Annotated in this window: 25 protein-coding genes; 2 read left to right on the forward strand and 23 right to left on the reverse strand. The window is 57.7% G+C overall.

The features are described 5' to 3' along the window. Nucleotides 1–45: 45 nt before the first annotated feature. The 15 genes from rpsQ to KSX58_RS00860 form a co-directional block, all read right to left on the reverse strand. Entirely contained in the window at nucleotides 46–306 is a 261-nt protein-coding gene (gene rpsQ, locus KSX58_RS00790; protein ID WP_003808036.1) for a 30S ribosomal protein S17, read from the reverse strand. Further along, nucleotides 306–563 carry a 50S ribosomal protein L29 gene (rpmC, locus tag KSX58_RS00795; RefSeq protein ID WP_038444082.1) on the reverse strand — a complete coding sequence of 86 codons (258 nt, stop codon included), beginning with the start codon at nucleotides 561–563 and terminating at the stop codon, nucleotides 306–308. Before rpmC ends, rpsQ begins: the two co-directional genes overlap by 1 nt. After that, nucleotides 563–982: a 50S ribosomal protein L16 gene (gene rplP, locus KSX58_RS00800; protein ID WP_003835996.1), complete on the reverse strand. Its 420-nt coding sequence runs from the start codon at nucleotides 980–982 to the stop codon at nucleotides 563–565. The genes rpmC and rplP overlap by 1 nt, the downstream gene beginning before the upstream one ends. A gap of 7 nt (nucleotides 983–989) precedes the next feature. Next, the gene (gene rpsC, locus KSX58_RS00805) at nucleotides 990–1793 is read right to left on the reverse strand and encodes a 30S ribosomal protein S3 (RefSeq protein ID WP_026646506.1); all 804 of its coding nucleotides are present in this window, start codon (nucleotides 1791–1793) and stop codon (nucleotides 990–992) included. A gap of 2 nt (nucleotides 1794–1795) precedes the next feature. After that, nucleotides 1796–2155, reverse strand: a complete 360-nt coding sequence (gene rplV / locus KSX58_RS00810) for a 50S ribosomal protein L22 (RefSeq protein ID WP_003808026.1) — start codon at nucleotides 2153–2155, stop codon at nucleotides 1796–1798. 16 nt (nucleotides 2156–2171) lie between these two features. Then, nucleotides 2172–2450, reverse strand: a complete 279-nt coding sequence (rpsS, locus tag KSX58_RS00815) for a 30S ribosomal protein S19 (RefSeq protein WP_003808025.1) — start codon at nucleotides 2448–2450, stop codon at nucleotides 2172–2174. 15 nt (nucleotides 2451–2465) lie between these two features. After that, entirely contained in the window at nucleotides 2466–3296 is an 831-nt protein-coding gene (gene rplB / locus KSX58_RS00820) for a 50S ribosomal protein L2 (protein ID WP_003808023.1), read from the reverse strand. A 36-nt stretch (nucleotides 3297–3332) separates the two neighbouring features. Next, nucleotides 3333–3629 carry a 50S ribosomal protein L23 gene (rplW, locus tag KSX58_RS00825; RefSeq protein WP_003808021.1) on the reverse strand — a complete coding sequence of 99 codons (297 nt, stop codon included), beginning with the start codon at nucleotides 3627–3629 and terminating at the stop codon, nucleotides 3333–3335. Between the two features lie 5 nt (nucleotides 3630–3634). Continuing rightward, a complete protein-coding gene (gene rplD, locus KSX58_RS00830) occupies nucleotides 3635–4300 on the reverse strand; it encodes a 50S ribosomal protein L4 (RefSeq protein ID WP_003808018.1) in 666 nt (221 codons plus the stop codon). 6 nt (nucleotides 4301–4306) lie between these two features. Then, nucleotides 4307–4948 carry a 50S ribosomal protein L3 gene (rplC, locus tag KSX58_RS00835; protein WP_003808016.1) on the reverse strand — a complete coding sequence of 214 codons (642 nt, stop codon included), beginning with the start codon at nucleotides 4946–4948 and terminating at the stop codon, nucleotides 4307–4309. 17 nt (nucleotides 4949–4965) lie between these two features. Continuing rightward, on the reverse strand, nucleotides 4966–5274 hold the full coding sequence (gene rpsJ, locus KSX58_RS00840) for a 30S ribosomal protein S10 (protein ID WP_003808013.1): 309 nt from the start codon (nucleotides 5272–5274) through the stop codon (nucleotides 4966–4968). 479 nt (nucleotides 5275–5753) lie between these two features. Next, a complete protein-coding gene (adhE, locus tag KSX58_RS00845) occupies nucleotides 5754–8483 on the reverse strand; it encodes a bifunctional acetaldehyde-CoA/alcohol dehydrogenase (RefSeq protein WP_151907334.1) in 2730 nt (909 codons plus the stop codon). Nucleotides 8484–8836: 353 nt separating this feature from the next. Next, entirely contained in the window at nucleotides 8837–9808 is a 972-nt protein-coding gene (locus tag KSX58_RS00850) for an AraC family transcriptional regulator (protein WP_003807944.1), read from the reverse strand. 39 nt (nucleotides 9809–9847) lie between these two features. Next, the gene (locus KSX58_RS00855; protein WP_003807942.1) at nucleotides 9848–10888 is read right to left on the reverse strand and encodes an NAD(P)-dependent alcohol dehydrogenase; all 1041 of its coding nucleotides are present in this window, start codon (nucleotides 10886–10888) and stop codon (nucleotides 9848–9850) included. A gap of 72 nt (nucleotides 10889–10960) precedes the next feature. Beyond that, entirely contained in the window at nucleotides 10961–12229 is a 1269-nt protein-coding gene (locus tag KSX58_RS00860) for an MFS transporter (RefSeq protein ID WP_003807940.1), read from the reverse strand. A gap of 216 nt (nucleotides 12230–12445) precedes the next feature. On the opposite strand from KSX58_RS00860, the gene KSX58_RS00865 reads away from it, so the two are divergent. Continuing rightward, nucleotides 12446–13576 (forward strand): ROK family protein, encoded by a 1131-nt coding sequence (locus KSX58_RS00865; RefSeq protein ID WP_237976396.1) that lies wholly within the window; start codon nucleotides 12446–12448, stop codon nucleotides 13574–13576. Between the two features lie 171 nt (nucleotides 13577–13747). On the opposite strand, the gene KSX58_RS00870 is transcribed toward KSX58_RS00865, so the two are convergent. Further along, on the reverse strand, nucleotides 13748–14149 hold the full coding sequence (locus tag KSX58_RS00870) for a VOC family protein (protein ID WP_038444069.1): 402 nt from the start codon (nucleotides 14147–14149) through the stop codon (nucleotides 13748–13750). A 315-nt stretch (nucleotides 14150–14464) separates the two neighbouring features. Here KSX58_RS00870 and glgX point away from each other — a divergent pair, with 315 nt between their 5' ends. Then, a complete protein-coding gene (gene glgX, locus KSX58_RS00875) occupies nucleotides 14465–16912 on the forward strand; it encodes a glycogen debranching protein GlgX (protein WP_217735840.1) in 2448 nt (815 codons plus the stop codon). Between the two features lie 249 nt (nucleotides 16913–17161). Here the strand turns inward: glgX and rpsI are convergent, their stop codons facing one another. The 7 genes from rpsI to KSX58_RS00910 all read right to left on the reverse strand — a co-directional run bounded on the left by rpsI (nucleotide 17162) and on the right by KSX58_RS00910 (nucleotide 24502). After that, the gene (gene rpsI / locus KSX58_RS00880) at nucleotides 17162–17653 is read right to left on the reverse strand and encodes a 30S ribosomal protein S9 (protein ID WP_003807930.1); all 492 of its coding nucleotides are present in this window, start codon (nucleotides 17651–17653) and stop codon (nucleotides 17162–17164) included. Between the two features lie 20 nt (nucleotides 17654–17673). Beyond that, nucleotides 17674–18123: a 50S ribosomal protein L13 gene (rplM, locus tag KSX58_RS00885; RefSeq protein ID WP_003807927.1), complete on the reverse strand. Its 450-nt coding sequence runs from the start codon at nucleotides 18121–18123 to the stop codon at nucleotides 17674–17676. A gap of 271 nt (nucleotides 18124–18394) precedes the next feature. Continuing rightward, nucleotides 18395–20557, reverse strand: coding sequence for a 4-alpha-glucanotransferase (gene malQ, locus KSX58_RS00890; RefSeq protein ID WP_195546169.1), 2163 nt, complete (start codon nucleotides 20555–20557; stop codon nucleotides 18395–18397). Nucleotides 20558–20626: 69 nt separating this feature from the next. Then, nucleotides 20627–21289, reverse strand: coding sequence for a hypothetical protein (locus KSX58_RS00895; RefSeq protein ID WP_011742813.1), 663 nt, complete (start codon nucleotides 21287–21289; stop codon nucleotides 20627–20629). A gap of 45 nt (nucleotides 21290–21334) precedes the next feature. Then, the gene (locus tag KSX58_RS00900) at nucleotides 21335–21973 is read right to left on the reverse strand and encodes a YigZ family protein (RefSeq protein ID WP_003807921.1); all 639 of its coding nucleotides are present in this window, start codon (nucleotides 21971–21973) and stop codon (nucleotides 21335–21337) included. A gap of 59 nt (nucleotides 21974–22032) precedes the next feature. Beyond that, the gene (locus tag KSX58_RS00905) at nucleotides 22033–23022 is read right to left on the reverse strand and encodes a D-2-hydroxyacid dehydrogenase family protein (RefSeq protein WP_188015727.1); all 990 of its coding nucleotides are present in this window, start codon (nucleotides 23020–23022) and stop codon (nucleotides 22033–22035) included. Nucleotides 23023–23101: 79 nt separating this feature from the next. After that, the gene (locus KSX58_RS00910; RefSeq protein ID WP_217735839.1) at nucleotides 23102–24502 is read right to left on the reverse strand and encodes a CapA family protein; all 1401 of its coding nucleotides are present in this window, start codon (nucleotides 24500–24502) and stop codon (nucleotides 23102–23104) included. Between the last annotated feature and the right edge of the window lie 4 nt (nucleotides 24503–24506).

The following is a 24506-nucleotide window of genomic DNA, read 5'->3' on the forward strand; positions in this document are numbered from 1 at the left end:
TGCTAGAAGCAGGCGGGGTGACTCACGGAGCCTTGCCGAACTTATTTACTTAGCGCGCTCGATAATGCTATCGAGACGCCAACGCTTGGTCTTGCTCAGGGGCCGAGTCTCCATAATACTCACGAGGTCGCCAATGTGAGCCTCGTTGTGTTCATCATGGACCTTGACCGTACGAGTGGAGCGCACAACCTTGCCGTAAAGCGGGTGGGTCGAACGCTGCTCGAGCTCGACGGAAATCGTCTTGTCCATCTTATCGGACACGACGTAACCGCGACGAACCTTGCGGAAGTTACGCTCTTCAGCCATTACTTCTCCTCAACTTTCGTTTCGGTCGCCTCGGGGGCCTGGCTGATGCCGAGCTCACGCTCGCGCAGGATGGTGTACATCCTGGCGATGTCGTGCTTGACCGCCTTGAGGCGGGCGGTGTTTTCGAGCTGACCGGTCGCGGACTGGAAGCGCAGGTTGAACAGCTCTTCCTTGGACTTCTTGAGGAAGCCCTCGATCTCCTCGTTGGTCTTCTCGTTGAGATTCTTCATGGTGTAGTCTGCAGTTCCGACTGCCATCAGATGTCACCGCCTTCACGAGCAATAACACGGCACTTCATGGGGAGTTTGTCGATTGCGCGGCGCAGAGCCTCACGAGCGACATCCTCGGACACGCCACCGATCTCGAACATAACGCGACCCGGGTGGACGTTGGCGATCCAGAATTCCGGAGTACCCTTACCGGAACCCATTCGGGTGCCGAGCGGCTTCTTGGTCAGCGGACGATCCGGGAAGATCGTGATCCACACGCGGCCACCACGCTTGATGTAGCGGGTCATGGCGATACGAGCGGCCTCGATCTGGCGGTTGGTCACATAAGCCGGAGCCAGAGCCTGGATACCGAAATCGCCGAAAGCGATCTCGTTGCCGCCCTTGGACATGCCACGGCGGACCGGACGGTGCTGCTTACGATACTTGGTTCTCTTTGGGATAAGCATTCTCAGCTCACTCCTTCGTTTCCGTTGCGGCAGGTGCCTCAGCAGCGGCCGGAGCCTCTGCTGCTGCGTTCTGCTGCGGAGCAGCGTTGCGCTGGCCGCGACGCGGACGACGATCGCCGCGACGACCCTGGCGGTTGTTGCTCTGCTGTGCCTGCTGCTCTTCGAACTCACGCTCGGTCATATCGCCCTTGTAGATCCAGACCTTCACGCCGATACGGCCGTAAGTGGTCTTGGCCTCGAAGAAGCCGTAATCAATGAGGGCACGCAGGGTCTGCAGCGGAACGCGACCCTCGCGATAGAACTCGGAACGGCTCATTTCGGCGCCACCAAGGCGGCCGGAGAGCTTGATACGGATACCCTTGGCGCCTGCACGCATGGCATCCTGCTGGGCCTTACGCATCGCGCGACGGAAGGTCACGCGGTTGGTGAGCTGCTCAGCGATGCCCTGTGCGACGAGCTGGGCGTCCAGTGCGGCGTTCTTCACTTCGAAGATGTTGAGCTGGACCTGCTTGCCGGTGAGCTTCTCGAGCTTGGCGCGAACGCGCTCAGCCTCAGCGCCACGACGGCCGATGACGATGCCCGGACGAGCGGTGTGGATGTCCACACGCACGCGGTCGCGGGTACGCTCGATGACGATACGGGACACGCCCGCACGCTCGAGGTCCTTGCTCATGGCCTTGCGGATGGCGTCATCTTCGAGAACGAAGTCGCGGTAGCGTTCGCCAACCTTGTTGGAATCGGAGAACCACTTGGAACGATGGTTCTCAGTGATTCCCAGGCGGTAGCCAAACGGATTGATCTTCTGACCCATCTTTAGCGGTTTCCTTCCTTGTTAGCGACGACGACCGTGATGTGGCTGGTGCGCTTGTTGATACGAGCGGCACGGCCCTGTGCACGGGCGCGGAAACGCTTGAGCGTCACGCCTTCGTCCACATAGGTCTCCTTCACGACCAGGTCGTTCTCGCGGAACGGCTCGCCGGCCTTGTCGGCCTTCACACGAGCGTTCGCGATGGCGCTCTCCAGGACCTTACGCACCGGGAGGGATGCGTCCTGCGGAGCGAACTTCAGAATGGTGATGGCTTCGGTCGCCTTCTTGCCTCGGATGAGGTCGACCATACGGCGAGCCTTGCGCGGCGTCACGCGGACGTGACGAGCGATTGCTTTAGCTTCCATGTGTCCTTACTCTCCTTTAGCGGCGTGCCTTCTTGTCGTCCTTCACATGACCCTTGAAGGTCTTGGTCGGGGCGAACTCACCGAGCTTGTGGCCAACCATGGATTCGGTGACGAACACCGGAACATGCTTGCGGCCATCGTGAACGGCGAAGGTGTGTCCGATGAAATCAGGGGTGATCATCGAACGACGGGACCACGTCTTGATGACGTTGTGCGTACCCTTCTCGTTCTGCTCGTCGACTTTCTTCTGCAGGTGGGCGTCGACGAAGGGGCCCTTCTTGATGCTACGAGTCATCTACTCGACACTCCCTTACTTACGGTTCTTACCATTCGGGCGACGACGAACAATCATCTTGTTCGAAGCCTTCTTCGGACGGCGGGTACGAACCTCGCCCTTGCCCCACGGAGAAACCGGCGGCTTGCCACCGCGGGTACGACCGCCGTGCGGGTGATCGACAGGGTTCATGGACTCACCACGGGTGATCGGGCGCTTGCCCATCCAACGAGCGCGGCCTGCCTTGCCAAGCTGGATGTTGGCGTGGTCGGAGTTGCCGACCTCACCAACGGTCGCGCGGCAGCGAGCGTCCACGTTGCGGATTTCGCCGGACGGCATACGCAGCTGAGCGTAGGCGCCATCCTTGGCGACGAGCTGCACGGCAGCACCGGCGGAGCGGGCGATCTTGGCGCCACCCAGCGGGCGGAGCTCAATCGCGTGCACCACGGTACCGGTCGGGATGTTGCGCAGCGGCAGGTTGTTGCCCGGCTTGATATCAGCCTGAGCGCCGGTCTCGATGACGTCGCCCTGCTTGATGCCTTCCGGAGCGATGATGTAACGCTTCTCACCGTCTGCGTAGTGCAGCAGTGCGATGCGGGCGGAACGGTTTGGGTCGTACTCGATGTGAGCGACCTTGGCCGGCACGCCGTCCTTGTCCCAACGCTTGAAGTCGATGAGACGGTACTGGCGCTTGTGACCGCCGCCGCGATGACGGGAGGTCATACGGCCGTAGGAGTTACGACCGCCAGTCTTGCTGAGCTTGCGAACCAGCGACTTCTCAGGCGTGGAGCGCGTAAGCTCGGAGAAGTCCGAGACGGACGCGTTACGGCGGCCTGCAGTCGTCGGCTTATAAACGCGGATAGCCATAATCTAGTTCTTCCTTTAACTTTTCTCGGCTAGCCTTCAGTTACCGAAGATGTCGATCGTCTGGCCCTCGGCGACGGTCACGATGGCGCGCTTCTGATTGACGCGCTGGCCGAAACCGTTGCGGGTGCGCTGGCGCTTGCCGGCGCGGTTGAGGGTGTTGACGTTCGTCACCTTGACATTGAAGATCTCTTCGATTGCCTGCTTGATCTGAACCTTGTTCGCGTTCGGGGCCACCACGAAGGTGTACTGACCGCGATCGGACAGAGCGTAGCTCTTCTCAGAAACGACAGGCTTGAGGATGATGTCGTGTGCGGGCTTGTGAATAGCGACCATGAAAATCAGGCCTCCTTTGCAGCCGGCTCAGCCTTCGCAGCGAGGAAAGCATCAAAGCCTTCCTTGGAGAAGACCACGTACTGAGCGGTGACCACATCGTACGTGTTGAGCTGATCGGCGAAGATCGGGTGAACGGTCGGGATGTTACGAACGGAAAGCCATTCGTTCACATTCTCGCGAGAGAGCACCACGGTGGTGAACTTGTTCTCGGTCACCGGGGTAAGAGCGGCAACGGCGGCCTTGGTGGACGGGGCTTCGGAAACACCGAAGTCCACGACTGCCACGTGACCGGCATTGGCACGATCGGAAAGCACGTACTTGAGAGCAGCGGCCTTCATCTTCTTCGGGGTGCGCTGGGAGTAGTCACGCGGCTGCGGACCGAACACGGTGCCGCCGTGGTACCACTGCGGTGCACGGATGGAGCCCTGACGAGCACGACCGGTGCCCTTCTGCTTCCACGGCTTGCGGCCACCGCCGGAAACCATGCCACGAGTCTTGGTGGCGTGGGTGCCTTGGCGAGCAGCGGCGAGCTGGGCGATGACGACCTGGTGGATCAGCGGGATGCGGGACTGAACTTCTTCAGCGGAGAAGCCGAAGATCTCAGCCGGGGCATCGACGGTGCCGGTGGCCTTGCCCTGGTTATCGGTGACGTTCAGAGTAACGTTTGCCATGATTTATCAGGCTCCCTTCACTGCCGAACGGACGAGAACGATGCTGCCCTTCGGGCCCGGAATGGCGCCCTTGATAGCCAGCACGCCGTTCTCAACATCCGACGAAACGATGGTGAGGTTCAGCGCGGTGTTGGTCACATGACCCATGCGGCCAGCCATGCGCTTGCCCTTGAGGATGCGGCTCGGGGTGGCGCATGCGCCAACAGAGCCAGGACGACGCTCGTTCTTGTGAGAGCCGTGGGTACGACGATAGGACTTGAAGCCCCAACGCTTGATGGTGCCTGCGAAGCCCTTGCCCTTGGTGGTACCGGTCACGTCGACCAGGGTGCCTTCCGGGAACAGCTCAGCGGTCAGCTCCTGACCCGGCTCGAACTCTTCGGCGTTATCGGTGCGGACCTCAGCGAGGTGACGACGCGGGGTGACGCCAGCCTTGGCGAAGTGGCCGGCGAGCGGCTTGGTCACCTTGGTCGGGTCAACCTGGCCGTAGCCAAGCTGAACAGCCTTGTAGCCGTCGGACTCTTCGGACTTGACAGCGGTCACCACGTTGGTGGACACGTCAACGAGGGTCACAGGAACGAAGAAACCGTTCTCGTCCCAGACCTGAGACATACCGAGCTTCTTGCCCAGCAGTGCGGTGCGATTAGACATAATGGTTCCCTCCTCCCTTACAGCTTGATCTCGATGTTCACGTCTGCGGGCAAATCAATGTGCATGAGGGAGTCCACGGCCTTCGGGGTCGGGTCCACAATGTCGATGAGACGCTTATGAGTGCGCATCTCGAAATGCTCGCGAGAATCCTTGTACTTGTGAGGAGAACGGATAACGACGAACACGTTCTTCTCGGTCGGGAGCGGAACCGGGCCAACCACAGTTGCGCCCGCGTTCGTCACCGTTTCGACGATCTTCTTCGCCGATTGGTCGATGACCTCATGGTCATAGGACTTAAGCCTGATGCGGATTTTCTGTCCCGCCATTGCCTTCCGCCCTTTCTAGCGATTCGTTATTTACTGTTTACCAGCCTGCTTCCAAGGGCACCGGCGCAGAAGACCCCCGGAACCGTGGAAGTTCCGTGGCCATACCACATCAGTGCGCAGCCATGCAGCTTCTCACCGGAGTGAGCCGCTGTGCCACGCTCGCTTTTTGAATTACAATTTGCGAGCCCTAAAATCAGGCAACTTCTTTATTTAAGCATCAGGGGTAGTCTTAAGAAATCCTCGCGTGTCGCAGTCTCAAGTCCCGTTTTTCAAGTCCTTGAAAACGAATGCGATGCACATTGCTGATCGTCGGTTGCGATCATGATGCAGCATCATCCGAAAATGCTTTTCTATATATAAAAACGAGGAATTCGATTGAACAAATCCAACCGAATTCCTCGTTATCGATAGCGTCTATCGATGTAACGCAAGTACCCTATATATAAATCAATATCGATGACCTATATATGCGAGGTGACTCATGCGCGCTCGGAAGCCTCTTCCGTGGCGGCCTCACCCTGACGCTGGACGCGCAGCTTGTGGCCTTCCGCCTGGCTGACGCCGTAGTAGGCCGCGATGGCGATGTCCTTCATATCCTCGATCTGCGGGATACGCGGGTTCGCCGGCGCGCACTGATCCTCATAGGCACGCATGCCGATCTGGTCGATGATGGACCAATAGTAGTCCTCATCCACACCGCACTCCTGGAAGCTCTTGTTCATACCGAGCTTGTTGTCACGGTAATCCTCAACAGCCTTGGCCAGGTTCTCGACGCCCTCTTCCGGAGTCTTACCCGGGTTCACGCCAAGGTTCTTGGCGATCTCCTGATAGCGTTCCGGAGCGACGTACTTGTTGTACTTCGGCCAGCTGGTCGGCTCCTCCGGCACGGAACCGTTGTAACGGATCACGTACGGCAGAAGGATGGAGTTGGTACGACCGTGGGCAACGTGGCACAGTGCACCAATGGTGTGGGCCATGCCGTGGCACATGCCGAGGAAGGCGGAGCCGAAAGCCATGCCAGCCATGGTGGCGGCATTATGCATCTTCTCCTGGGCACGGGTCTTCTCCTCACCCGGCTCGCCATTGACGGACTCAGCGAGGTTGTCCCAAACCAGCTTGGCAGCGTGCAGTGCCATACCATCGGTGAAGTCGTTGGCATACACGGACACATAAGCCTCAAAAGCGTGGGTCAGAGCATCGAAACCAGCATCGGAAGCCAGCTTGCGCGGCTGAGTACGTGCCAGCACCGGATCGACGATGGCGACGGACGGGGTCAGCGCGTAATCGGTGATCGGGTACTTATAGCCGGTCTTGTGGTCGGTGATCACAGCGAACGGCGTGACTTCGGAACCGGTGCCGGAAGAAGTCGGGATGCAGACCAGCTTGGCCTTCTTGCCCAGCGGCGGAATCTTGAACGCGCGCTTACGGATATCGAAGAACTTCTCACGCACATCGGAGAAGGAGATTTCCGGGTGCTCGTACAGCAGCCACATGATCTTGGACGCATCCATCGGGGAACCACCGCCGACGGCGATGATGGTATCCGGCTCGAACTCCTCGCGCATCATGGTGGCGCCACGTTCGACGGTCTCCACGCTCGGCTCCGGCTCGACATAATCGATGATACGGAAGGTCACGCGGTTGGAACGTGCACGCAGCTGATCGATGATCTTGTCAACGATGCCGAGCTGCTCCATGACCTTATCGCACACGATGACGGCCTTTTCGATGCCGTACATGTCGCGCAGGTACTTGATGGCGTTCGGCTCGAAGTAGGTCTTGGCCGGAATCTTGAACCACTGCATGTTGTTGTTCCTCCGAGCGATGCGCTTGATGTTGAGAAGGTTGACTGCCTGGACGTTGCCGGACACGGAGTTGCCGCCGTAGGAGCCGCAGCCCAGGGTCAGGGACGGGGCGATGGCGTTGTAGATGTCGCCCACGCCGCCGAGGGAGCTCGGGGAGTTCCAGATGATACGGCAGGCGTGCATGCGCTGGCCGTACTCGCGGACCAGAGCCTGATCGTTGGTATGGATGGCTGCGGTGTGGCCTGCACCATGCTTGAGCATGGCTTCGCACATCTCGAAGGCCTGTTCCTTGTTGTCGGACTTCAGCACGGCCTGGACCGGAGCAAGCTTCTCCATGGTCAGCGGCTCGTTCTCGCCGACTTCCTTGCACTCAGCGGCAAGGATGGTGGCGTCTTCCGGAATCTCAAAGCCTGCGGCCTTAGCGATGTACTGCGGGGACTTGCCCGGCACCACAGAGTTGAGCTTCGGGGTCTGGCCGGAGTATGCGGTGCAGCCGAACATGTACTGCTCGAGCTTGGCCTTCTCTTCGTCGTTCACGAAGTAGGCCTTGCGACGCTTGAGTTCCTTGATCAGCGGAGCGTAGACTTCCTTGTCGGCGATGATGGCCTGCTCGGTGGCGCAGATCATGCCGTAATCGAAGTGCTTGGAGAGCACCAGATCGTTGGCGGCGCGCACGATGTCAACGTTCTTGTCGACATATGCCGGAGCGTTGCCAGCGCCGACGCCGAGGGCCGGCTTGCCGGAGGAGTATGCGGCCTTGACCATGCCCGGACCACCGGTGGCGAGGATGGTGGCGATACCGTCATGCTTCATCAGGGCGCCGGTGGCTTCGATGGACGGGTGCTCGATCCACTGGATACAGTTCTCGGGAGCGCCTGCCTCGATGGCCGCGTCACGCACGATCTTGGCGGCTTCTACGGAGCACTTCTGCGCGCCCGGGTGGAAGCCGAAGATGATCGGGCAGCGGGTCTTCAGTGCGATCAGCGACTTGAAGATGGCGGTGGAGGTCGGGTTGGTGACCGGGGTCACGCCGGCGACGACGCCAACCGGCTCGGCGATTTCGTCGATGCCCAGCACGTCGTCCTCGCGGATGATGCCGACGGTCTTCTGTCCGGCCAGGTAGTTGGTGACATGCTCGCAGGCGAAGATGTTCTTGGTGGCCTTGTCTTCCACCAGACCACGGTGGGTCTCCTCGACGGCCATCTTGGCGAGCACCAAGTGCTTGTTCAGCGCTGCGACGGAAGCCTTGGCGACGATACGGTCAACCTGCTTCTGATCGAGCTTCTCGAATTCATCAAGGGCCTTCAGGCCCTTCTTGACCAGAGCGTCGACCTCAGCCTCGGCTGCGGCGAGCTTCTCTTCCGGAGTCGGCTTGGTCGGCTCTTCCTTCTTTGCGTCTGCCACTTGAAGTCCTCCTCGATTCTTTGGGGGTTTGCAAAGTAGTTTCCCGTTATTCCACCCACCTCGAAGCGGATGGACGCGTTGCTGGTCTTTTGTGACCCAGGACACACTTTAGTGAGTATGCAATATGATTTTCCACTGCGTCGTGTCGCAAGAGAAATGTTATATTCTGTTCATTTAATGTTTAGATTGCGTTCTTTTGTGAAGAGAAAAAGCTTTAAAAACATCATTTTGAGCGTTTTTGTTGCTTTTTATCATAAATCACACACACTTTCTCAAGTCTCACCTCCTCATCTTTTATAAAAGTATTTTCTATATGATATCAATCATATCAAACTTTTACAAAGTTTATTTACTTATCTTGTCCGTCCAATGTATTTTTTCCGCCAGCCAGTAGGAGTTTCGCCCGTTTCTTCAAAGAAGCGACGATTGAAATTCGAAGCGTTTCCATATCCGCAAGCACGACGAATCGACGCGACGCTTTGATTCGTGGTCGTCAGCAATCTGCACGCATGCCCGATACGCAATCGTCGAACAAAATCCGAAAACCTTATTCCTGCGGCCCTTTTGAACAGACGAGAGAAAGCCGACACACTCATTCCAGCCTGACGAGCGGCCAAATCCAGGCTAATTTCACCGCTCAGATGCGAGGAAATGTACTCAATGGCATCGTTGACCACACTTTCCGCACCGCTGCATACAGCCGGATCGTATCCGGACGCAACCACTGTATAGGATTCATCTGCTGAGGCATGCGCGAACACATCCAACACACGAATCAGATCACTAACACGGCAAGCAAGACTATGTTCCTCCATGCTTTCCAGAATCGAACCGGCCTGACGAGCGGATTCACCGCTCAGCACCAACGCCTGCCCCGCACGCCTCAACACCATTGCAAAACCAGACGTTTCCGGAAATCCAGACATCAGCAGACGTATGGTTTCCGGACGCACATGGCACACCACATCACGCTGACGAAGCCGCTCCCCCGGAGCGATGTCGGACACCCAATTATGCGGAAGATTCGAACCAATCAGCGCAACCTGCCCGGCCTCATACGGAACAACGGCATTGCCCGCCATCATCAATCCGGTACCTTCCCGAATCAGATGAATTTCAATATGAGGATGATGATGCCATTTCGCCAACGAGCTTGGGTAGCCATGCTTCACCCAACGCACCGAAGCCTGCGCGTCCGGCACAATGATCTCCAATACGCCGGAATCGTTCGAACTTCCACCTTTCGGCACGAATCCACCAAAAGAGGTCTGAGCCAAAGCCGCCTTCCCATGCCGATTATCGTTGACTTGTACAACAGCACCCATGGCCTAGACCCCTTTCGTCGTTCCGTAACGCGCGTAACGTCAGTCGTTATTCACGGTAATCTGCAGCTTAATATCTCCAGGACGCCCCTCGGCCATGCGATCGAACGCCGCCTTGGCATCCTCCATCGCATAGGTGTCGGTGATGAATGGCTTCAGATTCAGTTTACCGTTAGCCACGAGGTCAATGGCCTTCTGATACACATTGGCATAACGGAAGATATTTTCGATGCGCACCTCGGTAGCCTGCAGTTCCGTAATGTCGATAGCCACCGGACTGACCGGAATGCCAACGATAACGGCAGCGCCACCGGGAGCAATCAGCTTCCAGAATGTCTCGTATGACTTCGGCGAGCCCGAGCACTCGAAAGCCACATCAGCACCCCAACCCCCCGTTTCCTCACGGACGCGCTCCACCAGATCCTCTTTGGTGAGATCCACCGGAATAATACCTGGAATCTGAGCCGCAATCGCCAGTTTGATTGCCGACACATCAGAAATCAGCACCTTGGAAGCACCACCTGCCAACGCGCACGACGCGGTCAGCATGCCGACCGTGCCCGATCCGGTGACCACGCAGACATCGCCCGGCTTGATACGAGCCTTGGTGGCGGACCACATGCCCACAGCCAACGGTTCAAGCAGCGCACCCTCACCGAAGCTCACATTGTCGGGCAGCTTGTAGGTGAACGCCGCAGGATGGTTCACCGTTTCGCACAGGCAGCCATCAATCGGCGGAGTGGCAAAGAAACGCACCGCAGGATCGACGTTATACATGCCCAGTTTGCTGGCACGCGAACTCATATCCGGAATGCCGGGCTCCATGGCCACACGATCGCCCACCTTGAAGCCTTCGACGCCAGGACCGACCTCAACCACCGTGCCGGAAGCCTCATGACCGAGAATCATCGGCTGCTCCACCACATATTTGCCCACGCGACCATGAGTGTAATAGTGCAGGTCGGAACCGCACACACCAACGGTATGCGGCGCGATCTTCAGCTCGCCTAGACCAGGTGCGGGGACGTCAGGCACCTCACGCACATTGATGACGCCCTGCTCTTCGAGAACGACTGCCTTCATGATTATTCTCCTTTGTGGATAATGATGTTTTTTGAGAAAAATGATGATCGAGCAATTGATATTCAATTGCGATTAGTTACGCTCGATCGCGGCAATGCGATGGCCGCGATCGTCAAATCCGGGTTGATGAGGATGAATGCCGAACGTGACCAACGATCCGATCGCATAGCAGATCGCATACGTCCAGCACACGCCGCCGAATCCGATAGTGGAAACCAGCACCGTCGCAATCAGCGGACCGAAAAACGTAGCCAGGCCGGAAGCGAAATTATGCGCGGAAATCGCAGCACCCTTATGTTCCAACGCCAACGCGGGAAACACGGCTCCCATAGGAACGAAAGCGGAAATTCCCAATCCAAGAACAACCGCATCAGCACACATAAGTACCATATTCGCCCCGAAAAACTGCGGAATGTAATACATGCCCAGCGTGCCGATCACACAGAACCAGCAGCCAAACCAGCGCATTTGCCGCATCCAACCATGCGAATCGCCCATACGACCCCAGAACACATTGCCGAAAATGGTGACCATAAACTGGAATCCCCAAATCTGACTCCATTGCGAAACCTTAAACCAAGCGCCGCCGCCATTGTTGGTAGTGGCCAAGTAGAGTGGCATGATGACGGGAAAGCCATACAACGTCAGATTGCAGATCACACGCACCACCGCAGCCAAAGCGATTTGGCGATTATGCACCAGAATGGTGACTCCTCGACTAAGCTCGCGCAGCTTGTCTGCATTGCTCATGGAAGAGGTGCCAGAACCCTTGCTTTTCGGCACCATCAGCAGGCAAATCAGCAGTCCAGCTATAGAAAACGGCAACGAAAGCCACAGCGAATAGTACTCGCCCACCATCGGAATGGTGAAACTCGGCAAATATGCGCCAAACACGCCGATGCCGAACGAGTAGGCGGCCCAAAACCACCCCATGGCCGACGCGAGCTTGGCAGGATCGATGGTTTGCGCCATCAACACCACGAACGAGTAGATGAACAGCGGGTAACCAACACCCCGCAACGCATACACGCCTAACATCAGCGGATAGACGCCGCTCGGCAGCGCCACACCAACGAACAGCAGGTGCAAAACGACCCAGGCGCTCGCGCCGATAAGCATGATGCGTTTGGCACCGAACATTTCAGCTAGCACACCGGACGCCCAGCCGGCAAGCGCAGCCACCAGCCCGTACATGGTGAACATCAGCGACGATTGCGAAGAGCTGAATCCCTGGTCCACGATGTATTTGGACAAAAAAGTCAATTCAAAGCCATCGCCGGTCATGAACACCGCTATGGCGACCAAGCCGGCCAATAGCGTGCGCGGCAGACCTATCTTCATAACATGTCTCTTTTCTTGGTAGAACGTCGTTGTCACCGTCTCAACTTTTTGTTGATAAATATATTTTCGACGCAGAAAAGTGGCAGAAAATCCTTCATGCACAGCTGTTTTTGATACTTTTTTGCAATACCTGATATCTCAGACCAACACGAGACATAAGGAAAGGACTTTTATGAAGTAATCTTGGAAAAGAAGTTGCGCAGGAAGGATCAACCAGTGAAAGCCCAATCCGCCCTATCAGTCAAAGAAGCCAATCTCAAGGCCATGACCGCGTTCATCTACACTCAAGGTTCAGCCACCAAGCAGATGTTCGAACACGAATTAGGGCTCAGCCTGCCAACCATCACGCAGAATCTGCGCGCCATGGAGGCCGACGGGCTCATCGTCAAAGGCGAGATGCAGCAATCCACCGGTGGACGCAAAGCGCAAATCTACGAATTCGCGGCACACTCCAGCGTGGCTATCGGCGTGCGAATCCAAACCACACGAATCACGGCCATCGCCATTGATCTGAACGGCAAATCCGTGGCCACCAGACAGCGCACACTCCCCTATCGTAACAACGACGCCTACTACCAGCGCATGAACGGCATCATCAACGATTTCGCGCAGGAACTGGCGAAACAAGGCAGCACGGTGCTAGGCGTGGCCTTCTGCATGCAAGGCATCGTATCGGCAGACGGGCAGTTGATCACCTTCGGCAAAATCATGAACAACACCGGCCTGAAACTCAACGAACTCAGCCACGGCCTCAACTATCCGTCGCTGATGATTCACGATTCCGACGCTTCTGCCATGGCGGAACTCTGGTTCGACCACAATCTGAAGGATGCCGTCTGCATCTACCTCGAGCGACGCCCCAGAGGCGCGGTCATCGTAGACGGATCGCTCTACCAAGGGCCCAACCAATGCAATGGCTCAATCGAACATATGACGCTGATTCCAGGAGGCAACACCTGCTACTGCGGACAACAGGGCTGCATGGATACGTATTGCTCGCCGGAAACGCTGATGGAAGACGGCGAAAGCCTGCCCGGCTTCTTCTCGGTGTTGGAACAAGGCGAGCAGGAGCATCGCGAACGATTCTCGCAATGGCTGGATTATGTGGCGCTGGCGGTAACGAATATTCGCTCGGTACTGGCCGGTGACGTGATCATCAGCGGTGAGGCAGCACAATATCTCGATGATGACGATATGGCCGGACTACGCGAACGCGTGGTGGAACATACGCCATTCGGCACCACGGATTTCACCCTGCGCAAGGGAATGGCGCTCGACCATCAAGACATTATCGGCGCGGCTCTGCGTTTTGTGGAGCCGTACGTACGCGAACTATGCGATATGTGACCGCTTTTGCGCACATATTAATCGCATTAGTCGCATCGATTGCATAACAAAAAAGAAGCGTGTTCCGAACCCGTATATAAGGTTCAGCGCACGCTTCTTTGTTTGCTTCCGTCTGTTTCGCCTGTTGTATTTGTTTTCAACGATTATTTGACAGCAATCATCTAACGATAGTTATTTGACAATTTGACAGAATTCAATGGTTTCGCCGTTCGGTCCGTACACGTTGAAGTAGCGGATGCCATGCTCCCAGAAGCTGTCGATATGCTGGATTTCGTTATCTTTGAAATTCAGCCCGAGTTCCTTCGCGTTTTCGAATGCGGCTTCGATGTCGGGAGTGTCGAATGCCCAATGATTGATGGCACCAGTGGTCAGCGGAGCCGGATCACCCTCCCACGTTTCGATGGTCAGATGGCCGTAACGCAGGAATGCGCAACGATTTTCGCCGTTATGGAACAGTCCGGCCAGTTCGAAACCAAGCTTCTTCGTATAGAATTCGATGGTTTCGTCGAGATCCTTCGCCGGCATGCCGGAATGCTGCAGATCGGTAGTGAATTCAGACATTGCTTTCGTCATAAAATTACCTCCTGATAACGATGAATACGATTGATTTTTCCCTTTTGTGATTAGGATATGCGCTATGCGGCGATGTCGGCGGCGCATTTGCCGTCATGTCGTGATACTTTTTCGCTAATTCCAAGCTGTTCAGGACGAATAAACAGCGTCCGGCACCGATTTTGACGACAGCCTTGGAAGCGGCGGCGATTTTGCCGTCGAGGAAGTCCTGCACCTGCTCGAGTTCAAGCTCACGGCTGGATCAAACCGGCACGAGCGTCGACAGCCTCGACATAGCAAGTCAACAGATAATTTCAAAGTGTTTAGAATGAGGTTATGAAGAACCCACCTTTGCACCGCTACGCAACCCGACCAGGTCTCTATTTCACCGACGATGGTGGCGCGGACGCCGTTGTCCGCTCAGAAACAGCAGACCAAGTGTGGTTTTGCGTACTTGAACCACTTGACCAACCGAGCGCCTTCTATGCCGACGCCGCACGGCTGTTCAACGAACCCGGACTCACGTTCATCGATCAGGCCAAAAAACAGCGCATCTGCACCAGACGCATTCCCTCGCTCAATCTTCGCGAAACACTGTTCCGCATGGACGGTCCCAACTACGGACTGTGGTACGTGCACGTGCCACAAGCATGGGACGGCATGCAATACGGATACCGCGTCAACGGCCCATGGGATCCAAACCATGGCGTGAGCTTCAATCCATACAAACTGCTGCTCGACCCATACGCCAAAGGCATCGAAGGCAAGATGGAACTCGGCCCGGGCGCCTTCGCCTACGAATGCGAGATCAAAAACGGCAAGGTCGCCGGTTCGCCGTTCGGACCGATGAGCACCGTGGACTCTCTGGGACACATGCCTGTTTCCGTAGCCATTGACGACCGCGACATCAACAAGCATATGGGAGAACCATCCCACCCGCATGTGCCATGGAGCAAAACCGTCATCTACGAACTGCACGTCAAAGGATTCACCGCGAACGCCCCATGGCTTCCTCCGGAATTGCGCGGCACCTATGCCGGCCTCGCCCATCCGGCCACGCTCTCCTATCTGCAGGACCTCGGCGTGACATCCATCGAACTGCTGCCCATCCAAGCCAAGCAATCCGAACTGTTCCTGCAGGAACGCAATCGCACGAATTACTGGGGCTATTCCACGCTCGGCTACTTCGCCCCCGAAGCCTCGTACGCCACCAAACAGGCGCAGGAAGCGGGAGCGGGCGCCGTGCGGCAGGAGGTCATCGACATGGTGCGGGCCATGCATGAGGCCGGTTTCGAGGTCATCATGGACGTGGTGTACAACCACACCTGCGAATCCGGTCCGGAAGGCCCGACCATCTGCTGGCGTGGACTCGACAACCTCGCCTATTACCGACGGACCAAAGACAAGGTCAGCCGCCTGTACGACACGACGGGATGCGGCAATTCGCTTGACTTCACCAACACGCACGTCACCACCTTCGCCGTGGATTCGCTTCGCTACTGGGCCAAGCGAATCGGCATCGACGGCTTCCGCTTCGATCTTGCGGCGACGCTGGCGCGTCTTGACGGCGAATTCACGCGATACCACCCGTTCCTGTACGCGTTGCGCTCCGATCTGCTGCTCGGCAACCTCAAGATGATCATGGAACCGTGGGATTGCGGCCCGAACGGCTGGAGAACGGGACAATTCGGCATCCCCTTCGCGGAATGGAACGACCGCTTCCGCGATTGCACACGCACCTTCTGGCTGACCGATGTGGAACGTGCACGTGGTGGTGAAACCGGCAACATGACCATGCAGTCCATGGCCACGCGCCTATGCGGCTCAGCCGATCTGTTCGCCACCGACCCCGGACGCGGATCGACCGCATCCGTGAACTACGTGGCATGCCACGACGGCTTCACCACCGCCGATCTGACCCAGTATCGGCATAAGCACAACGAAGCCAACGGAGAGAACAACCGGGACGGCAGCGACAACAACCATTCCGTCAATTTCGGACATGAAGGCCCGTGCAGTGATCCGATCATCACACAGCAACGAGAACGGGCCATCATGAACATGCTGGGCACGCTGCTGCTCTCCCTGGGCACGCCGATGCTGCTTGCCGGCGACGAATTCGGCAACTCGCAGAACGGCAACAACAACGCCTACACGCAGGACAATGAGACCACATGGCTGGATTGGGATTGGCTGTACAGCACCGAGCAGACCGCGGAGCTCAAGCTGTTCAACCTCACTTCCCGGCTGATAGCGCTGAGAAAGGCCCGGGACCTCTACAACCATGAGGATTTCTTCACCCGACTGAGCAAAATCGGACTGTTGAAGAAATCCGACCGCGTGCACTGGTTCCTGCCGAACGGAAAGACGCCGCATGATGCGGATTGGACGAATCCCTCGGTCCGATCGTTCGCCATGCAGCTGCTCTCCCCCGACGAGCCAAGCCTGCTCATTCTGGTCAATGGGTCCGACGAGAACGTCAGATTCCATCTGCCCAACGACATCGAATGGGAAATGATCTGGTCCTCGGCGGAAATCGCCGGCGAATATCCCGGACAGGGCACGCAGATCGAGAAGCTGGCCGAGTTCGATGAGGAAGCGGAGGACAAACCTGCCGGGCGATTCCGCAACCATCTGCAGCGTCTCAATACCATGTATTGGCAGATGGATGAGAATGCCGCCAGTCTGAACTCCGCGGACGACGGGTTGTCCGAGGACGATCCGACCCTGTGGACGCTGCCGGCTCTGAGCATCAGCGCGATGAAGCAGATTTCGACGGATTGACGCGCAGCGGACGGCGCAACGAATCGGCGCATACATCAATACGCAAACGGCCCATCCGAAACGTCCGGTAACGGGTGGGCCGCGAATGAGGGAGATGCGGATGCTTCATCTGCAACGTCTGCCAGATACGTCCAACACATCTAACGAGCCCATTGCGTCCAACGCATCTAACGCTTGCCCACAATAACGAGGAAACCCCTCGGAGACCATAGGTTTCCGAGGGGTTTCGAATAAAGCTTGCTGTAAGCTTTAGCGCTTCGAGAACTGCGGAGCGCGACGTGCCTTGTGCAGACCGGCCTTCTTGCGTTCCACGACGCGGGCGTCGCGGGTCAGGAAGCCAGCCTTCTTCAGGGCGGCGCGGTTCGCATCACGATCGATAGCGTTCAGAGCGCGGGCAACGCCCAGGCGGATTGCGCCAGCCTGGCCGGTGGTGCCGCCACCGTCAACGAGGACGATAGCGTCGAACTTGCCTTCGAGCTTGAGCAGAACGATCGGGGAGTTGACCTCACGCTGCAGCAGCTTGGCCGGGAAGTACTCTTCCAGGGTGCGACCATTGATGGTCCACTTGCCGGTGCCCGGAACCAGGCGAACACGGGCGACGGCTTCCTTACGACGACCGGTGCCGTAGCCCGGAGCGATGGTGGAAGTACCGGTGCCAGCGCCAGCGTTGGTCTCGGTGGTGTACGAGGTGAGCTCCTCTTCGGTCTCGAGAACCGCGGAGTCGTTGGTGTTTTCAGCCATGTTTCTTATCTCCCTTCGGTTCACTTAGCCTGCTGCGAGACCTGAGCGATCTCGAAAACCTGCGGCTTCATGCCAGCGTACGGATGCTCGGCACCGCGAACGATGTGGAGACGATCCAGCTGAACCTTGGCCAGACGGTTCTTCGGCAGCATGCCCTTGATGGCAGACTTGATGATGCGCTCGGGGTTGGTCTTGAGCAGCTGGGCGTAGCTATCGCGACGCAGGCCACCCGGACGACCGGAGTGCATGTACAGTTCCTTGCCCAACTTGTTGCCGGTCAGAGCGATCTTATCGGCGTTGAGGATGATCACGTGGTTGCCGGAATCGGCGTGCGGAGCGTAGGTCGGCTTGTTCTTGCCACGCAGCAGGGTTGCCGCCTGAGTGGCGAGACGACCGAGCACCACGTCGGTGGCGTCGATGACGTACCAGTCGTGAGTCAGATCAGCTGGCTTCGGAGTGAAAGTTTTCACGATGTACCTTTTCTATATATTGTGTTCCGGACCATCCATCAGCATTACACGCGTTGGTTGGGCGCGGAATAATGCCGTTTTTCAGGTCTCATTATCCGTGGGCTCCCTGAAAGTCCTCGATGGCGAGTGGGAAAAGCGCTTTGAAGGACCCCGTAGGGAAACACAACAGTCTACTAGTGTATCGCCTGCCTTGACATTCGGCAACACGAAAAACAAGGGTGTCCGCAGACCGTCGGACCTGTGGACACCCCATGGAATCGCCTATAGAAGATCAGCCACGCATGATGGCGGTGATCTCCTGCAGACGCGGTTCGTCGAAGAGCTTTTCGAGCGGCACCACGTTGCCTTCGCCATCGGCCAGCGGAATACGCCAATTCGGATACTCGTTATTGGTGCCCGGCTGGTTCTGCGTGCGCTTCTCACCGACCGCGTCGACGATGGAGGCGGCCATGAGCTTGCAGGGCGAACCTTTCAGACCACGGTACAGCGCGTCGATAATCTCGTTTTCGTTGGCGGCTTCGTCATCCAGAGCAGCCTTGTCGAGATAGCCCTCCTCGACCAGCATGTTCAGCATGGCATTGTGCTCGGCGGTTGCGGACTTCTGGAATTCCTCCACCGGTCCGGACAGCAGGCCGAGCTGTTCACGCAGCTTGACGTGGCCGTATTCGAGGTAACCGGCCGCAGGAGGCATGTCATGCGTATTGACGGACGCCAGTGCGTACGGACGCCAATCCTTCGGAGTGCGGAACACACCGTCCATCTGTTCGAACCATTCCACGGCACAACCGAGAATGCCATGTTCGGACAGCGACTTGGACACATAGGCCGGCACGACACCCAGATCCTCGCCAACAACCACGCCACCAGCACGGGAAGCCTCAAGCGCGAGAATGCCGAGCATGACATCGGAATCGTAATGCACATATGTGCCATCAGTGGCGGGCTTGCCTTCCGGAATCCACCATAGGCGGAACAGACCAAGGATATGATCGATACGCACCGCACCGGCATTGGCGAACATGTCATGCACCATATCGCGGTACACCCGGAAACCGGTCTGTTCAAGGGCAATCGGATTAAGCGGCGGTTGGCTCCAGTCCTGACCCTGCTGGTTGAACATGTCCGGCGGAGCGCCGACCGTGGCGCCCTTGGCGAAGCGTTCCGGATTCCACCACACATCGGATCCTGCCGGATGCACGCCGACGGCCATATCCGCGACGATGCCGATCTTCATACCGGCCTTGCGGGCGGCCTGCTGCGCCGCGTGCAACTGATCGGTGGCGACCCACTCAAGCCAGCGGTAGAACTCAAGGGTGTCCGGGAACTTCTCACGCAACTGCGCGACTTCTTCGGAATCACGGTTGTATTTGCGCACCCAATTATCGGCGTCGTCGGAGGGAGCGCCCCACTTGTCGTAGCACAGGCACCAGGTGGCGTAGGATTCGATCTCGTCTCCGCATTCGGCGAGGTAACGGTCGAATTCGGCCTGGCGAGCCTTGGTTCGGCCGGCCTTGTAGATGACCCACAGCGCATGCTTCTTGACGCGCCACATGGCGTCACGATCGATCAGCCGCGCGTCGTCATTCAGCGATTCGACCTGCTCGTGCAGCGCATCGACTTCAGCCCTGTCCTCGTGGGACAGCGTGAGATATTCCGGCATGGACTCCGGACGGATGTAGCTGAAATTGATGAAACGGCGGGAAATCGGCAGATACGGCGATGGCGTCAGCGGAGGCACCGGCTCCGCGGCGTGCATCGGGTTGATAAGCATGAAGTCGGAGCCGGTCTTCTTTTTAGCCTCGACCAGCATGGTCTTCAGATCTTCGAAGTCTCCCACGCCCCAGGATCCCTTGGAACGGATGGAGTACAGCTGGCTCATCCACCCCCACAGGGAGCCGTTCTTCATATCATCGAGCAGTTCGATTTTCTCAGGAGCGCTGATAACGGTTGCAGTCTCCGTCTCGCTGCCGACAGTGACCTCGAGGGTGTGATAGCCTTCGGGCAGATCGGCGGGCAGGACGAGATACGACGTGAAGAAGAAGCTGCCATCAATCTCATGGGCGATTTTCTCACCACCCTCATGGGAGATTTTGCCCGTGAATTGCTTGCCGTTTTCCAACGTGATGGAGGCTTCCGGCACATCGAACATGCCGCCGTGCACCTCCACCTTGCTTTCCTTGCCGACGACATGCAGCACCGTGGGAGCCACCACGCGCGTTTCGCGTTCGGACTTGATGGATGTGATGGACTGGTTGATCGCCTCATCGTTGGAAGCGTCAATACCAAGCGCCCCAAGCACCGCCACTAGAACATCGTCTTCGATTTCGTGGTAATCATGGCTCATACCGACGTAGCTGGTGGCGACACCCACCAGCTTTGCCAGACGAATGAGCGGACGGGCGAGACGCGTTGCGTTTTCGGTCTGTTCTGTCATGGTTCCCAGTCTAGGACCAAAACATGCGCACCACGCGCAGGAATCTCATAAAAATGACAACGTATGCAATTATTTTTCCGCAAGCTGCCGTTGAGCGGCCTTCTGCACGTCGCTTGAAGCGTCCTGCGCCAACTGCTGGAGCATCCGATCGGAAACATTCGGATTCAAGGCGACGGCCCTGCGCACCATGGTCGCAAGCACCACCGGAGCGTCCGGTTCGACCTGCGTTCCCAACGAGCCCAGGAAATCAAGCGTGTCGGAATCCATGGTGGAATCTTCGGCGCCTTCAAGACGCATTTTCCAAGACGTACGTTTGTTGCGCAGCGCGGTGGCACGCACTTCGGGCGACTCATCCTTGGTCAGTCGGCCCACCAGCCAGTTCTTGTCATCGGCGTTTCCCGCAACGGCTTTGCGTACTTCAGGAGACTCGTCGGTGGAAAGCTTGACCAGAATGTTCGGGAACGGCATGGTTTCGGCAAGGAAGACGCGGTCCTCCACCGGCGTATGCGCGTTGCCAGCCACAGCCTCAAGCAATGCGGTGGCACGGGAGAACGCCGCCTGGTCGCTCCGGTCCGGCAGCGGACGTCTGGCGAACTCGCTTAATGCGGCGGAATCAGTGGAATGCCGGAGCCGCTCGTATGTGGCGGTCAACGGCTCGAAATCCACGGTCTCATCGGCGTTCGAGGCGTCGGCCTGCGAATCATTCTCATGCTGCTCGTTCTCATCACTCATATTTTCACCTTACGACACTATATGCATGCGGCTCACAACGTGAACTCATACTTTGACCGGACGGTTGGACGTGCCCACCAGTTGCGGAACGACCGTGGCGTTGAAAGTTTCCACAACTCGGGATTCGAAGACATTCGCCTGTTCCTGCGGAACCACCACAGTCAAGGCGATGCGGTCAGTGTACTGCGCGTCGGTCTGCTCGCCTTCCACCGTTGACAACAGATTCTGGAAGCTGCCCAACTGCGGATAATCAAGAGTTACCTGATATTCGCCGCACGGTACGATTTTCGCCTTGGAAGCAGCCTTGACCGCAATTGACGCACCTGTGGAATACGCACGAATCAGGCCGCCGGAACCAAGCAGGATACCGCCGAAATACCGTGTGACCGCGACCACGCAATCAGTCATTTCGTTTGCCCGCAGCACGTCGAGAATGGGCTTTCCGGCGGTTCCGGACGGCTCGCCATCATCGCTCATGCGTTCCGCAAGACGTCCATCGGATCCACCACACACCGCGGCATAGGCGACATGCCGGGCTTTCGGATGCTGGTCACGGATCGTCTGAACGAAAGCGAGCGCCTCATCCAACGAGCTGATATGACAGGCGTCTCCGATGAATTCCGATTTCTTTTCGACGAAGGCGTCGTGCGCCGGCCGATCGGCGGAATCGAGTATGGTCTGCATGCTGTTCAACCTACCTAACCTCACCGACCGCGCACATATGCTGCTTCCCGGTTATTTTTTCAGACGACGACGTTGAATTCCTCCCCCTTGAAGAAGGCGGCGATGGATTGGACCACCTGCTTGGTCATGCCGATATACGCGCCGTCGGTGCGCCATGCGATGTGCGGGGTGAGCACGATGCCGGGAATCTTGCACAAAGGATCGTCGGCGGCAAGCGGCTCATGATCGAACACGTCCAAGGCCGCCGGAATGTCTCCGCGTTGAAGTCTTGCGAGCAGTGCGCCGGGTTCGATGACTTCGGCGCGGGCGGTGTTGACGAACAGGGTTCCCGGACGCAACGCGTCGAGGTTCTTCGCCGTGATGATGCCACGGGTGGAGTCAAGCAACGGCATATGCACGCTGACCACGTCTGAATTCGAGATCAACTCGTTCATATCTTCCACCGGAGTGACATTCAGGTTCTCGAACACCTGTGCCGGCACGTGGGAGTTCCACGCGGATACTTTCATGCCGAAAGCGTTGGCGATGCCGGCCACGGTCTGCCCGATGCCGCCGAGTCCGATGATGCCGAGCTTCTTGCCGAACAGTTCGAAACCGTCGGCACCGTCCCAATCGCCTTGCTTGGCCTGCATATCAAGCGCTCCGGCGTGCCTGGTCAGTTCCATGAGCAACGCCATGGCGTGCTCGGCGACGGCGTGATCGCCGTAATGCAGCACGTTGCAGACGCGGATGCCGCGTTCCTTGGTTTTCTCAAGATTGATGTAGCTGGCGACGCCGGTGCCTCCGAACGCATAGCACTTGGCGTCGAGCCTGTCGAGGATGGCATCGGCGCAGTGGAATCCGATGACCATGACGGCGTCGGCATCCTTGCAGCGTTCCACGATGGTGTCCTCGTCCAGTGTGAAATCCTCGTACATGCGCACGCGGGCCACGTTTTCGAGCATCGTGAAGTTCTGTTTGAACGGTCCGATCATCGATTCAATGACCACCGGCATGACCACCAGCGGCAAGTCGGTGCGGTCCGGCTGGGTCTCGAAAACTCCATCCATTTCTTTCACCTCACATCACGAGCGGAAACGCTCCATACAGGTCGATTAACGAATACGAGGCATATTCTGCCACGGGAAACTACTTTCCAGATGAACCAGCTTGCTCTGCGGTGATGTTCCATTCGCGAACCACGTTCTGGTCCGCGCCCATGGAATAGATCACGTTCCAGATACGTTGTCTCTGATTGGCATCTTCTGTTTCGCTCCAACAGGCTCCATCCGGATGGTCGTCCGAAATCGGACACCACTGGTATTGGCCTTGACGCACATTGGCCGTCGGCACCCAATCGATGCGATTGACCCGCCATGAGCCGGCCACGCCTTTCTTGCCGGCGAACTGGACGCGGGCCGTCACGCCTTGGTTGTTGACCTCGTTGCCTGGAATGTAGGACGTGACCGTCACCGCGTTGCCCAGACCGTAGATGATCCATGTGCCGTTGTAGTTCTCAACGGGCTGCGCGCAGTGGCATCCGGCACCGTAGATGACGTCGAACGCACCGGTGTCGGCCAGCTCATGCGCTTCGGACTGCTGCCACGAGTCGGCGTAGTCAAGATATTCCTGCACGGAATGCATGGCGATGGCCACCACGTCGGCGCCTTGTTTACGGGCCTCTTTGGCTTTGGCCACGGCTTTGTCGATGTCGGCCTGATGGTTCGGATCGCCGCTCTCGCGCAGACGGTCGACGCGCCAATCATAATCGGGAGTTTGCGCGTTCAGGGACACGGTACCGGCGATCAGGCCCAGTTTGCCGCCACCGGTCGGAGAATCGATGACCAGCGGTTTGGTAGAGTCTTCCTCGGTCTTGTAGGAGCCCGTCTGGGCGATGCCGTCCTGGTCGAGGGTATCCCACAGGCGTGTGATGCCATCCGCGCCTTGATCCCACGAATGGTTCGACGCATGCGTGCATGCGCGATACCCCACCTTGGCGGCCGCGTCGGCGACCTCCGAGGGAATGTTGAACACCGGATACCCGGTGTAGGGGCCACCGCGAGGCGCGATCGGCGTTTCGAATTCGCACACCGCGATATCGGAGGCATCGATGTACTTGCGCATCGGTTCGAACAGACTGGTGAAGTCATAGGCCGTACCGTCCGTCGCCGCGGTATTGGGACCGGCGAAGTTGTCCCACAGACCAGGGTGGAACAGCAGATCGCCATTGACCATCATGGCGATGCAATCGGTATCCGGACAGTCCGGCGAATTGCCGTGATGTTCCTTTGGCTCGGCCTTTTTCACCACATGCTTTTTCTGCTTGGCCACGTTCATCTGCGTTGTGGCCCCCTGCCCGGCTTGGGACTGTGATGAACGCAAGCACCGCGCCAGGAACCACCCACCTACCGCCAGCAATACAACAAGTACGACGGCTGCGACGATGGCCAGCCTGCGACGCCCTGCAACCAGCACTTCCGGGTTGCGGGCATGCACCGCCTTGTCCCTGTATCTCATGGCACTCCCCCTGTTTCTTCTCATGCTCCACATCACT

The organism is Bifidobacterium sp. MSK.17.10 (assembly GCF_019129655.1).
Classification (GTDB): domain Bacteria; phylum Actinomycetota; class Actinomycetes; order Actinomycetales; family Bifidobacteriaceae; genus Bifidobacterium; species Bifidobacterium adolescentis.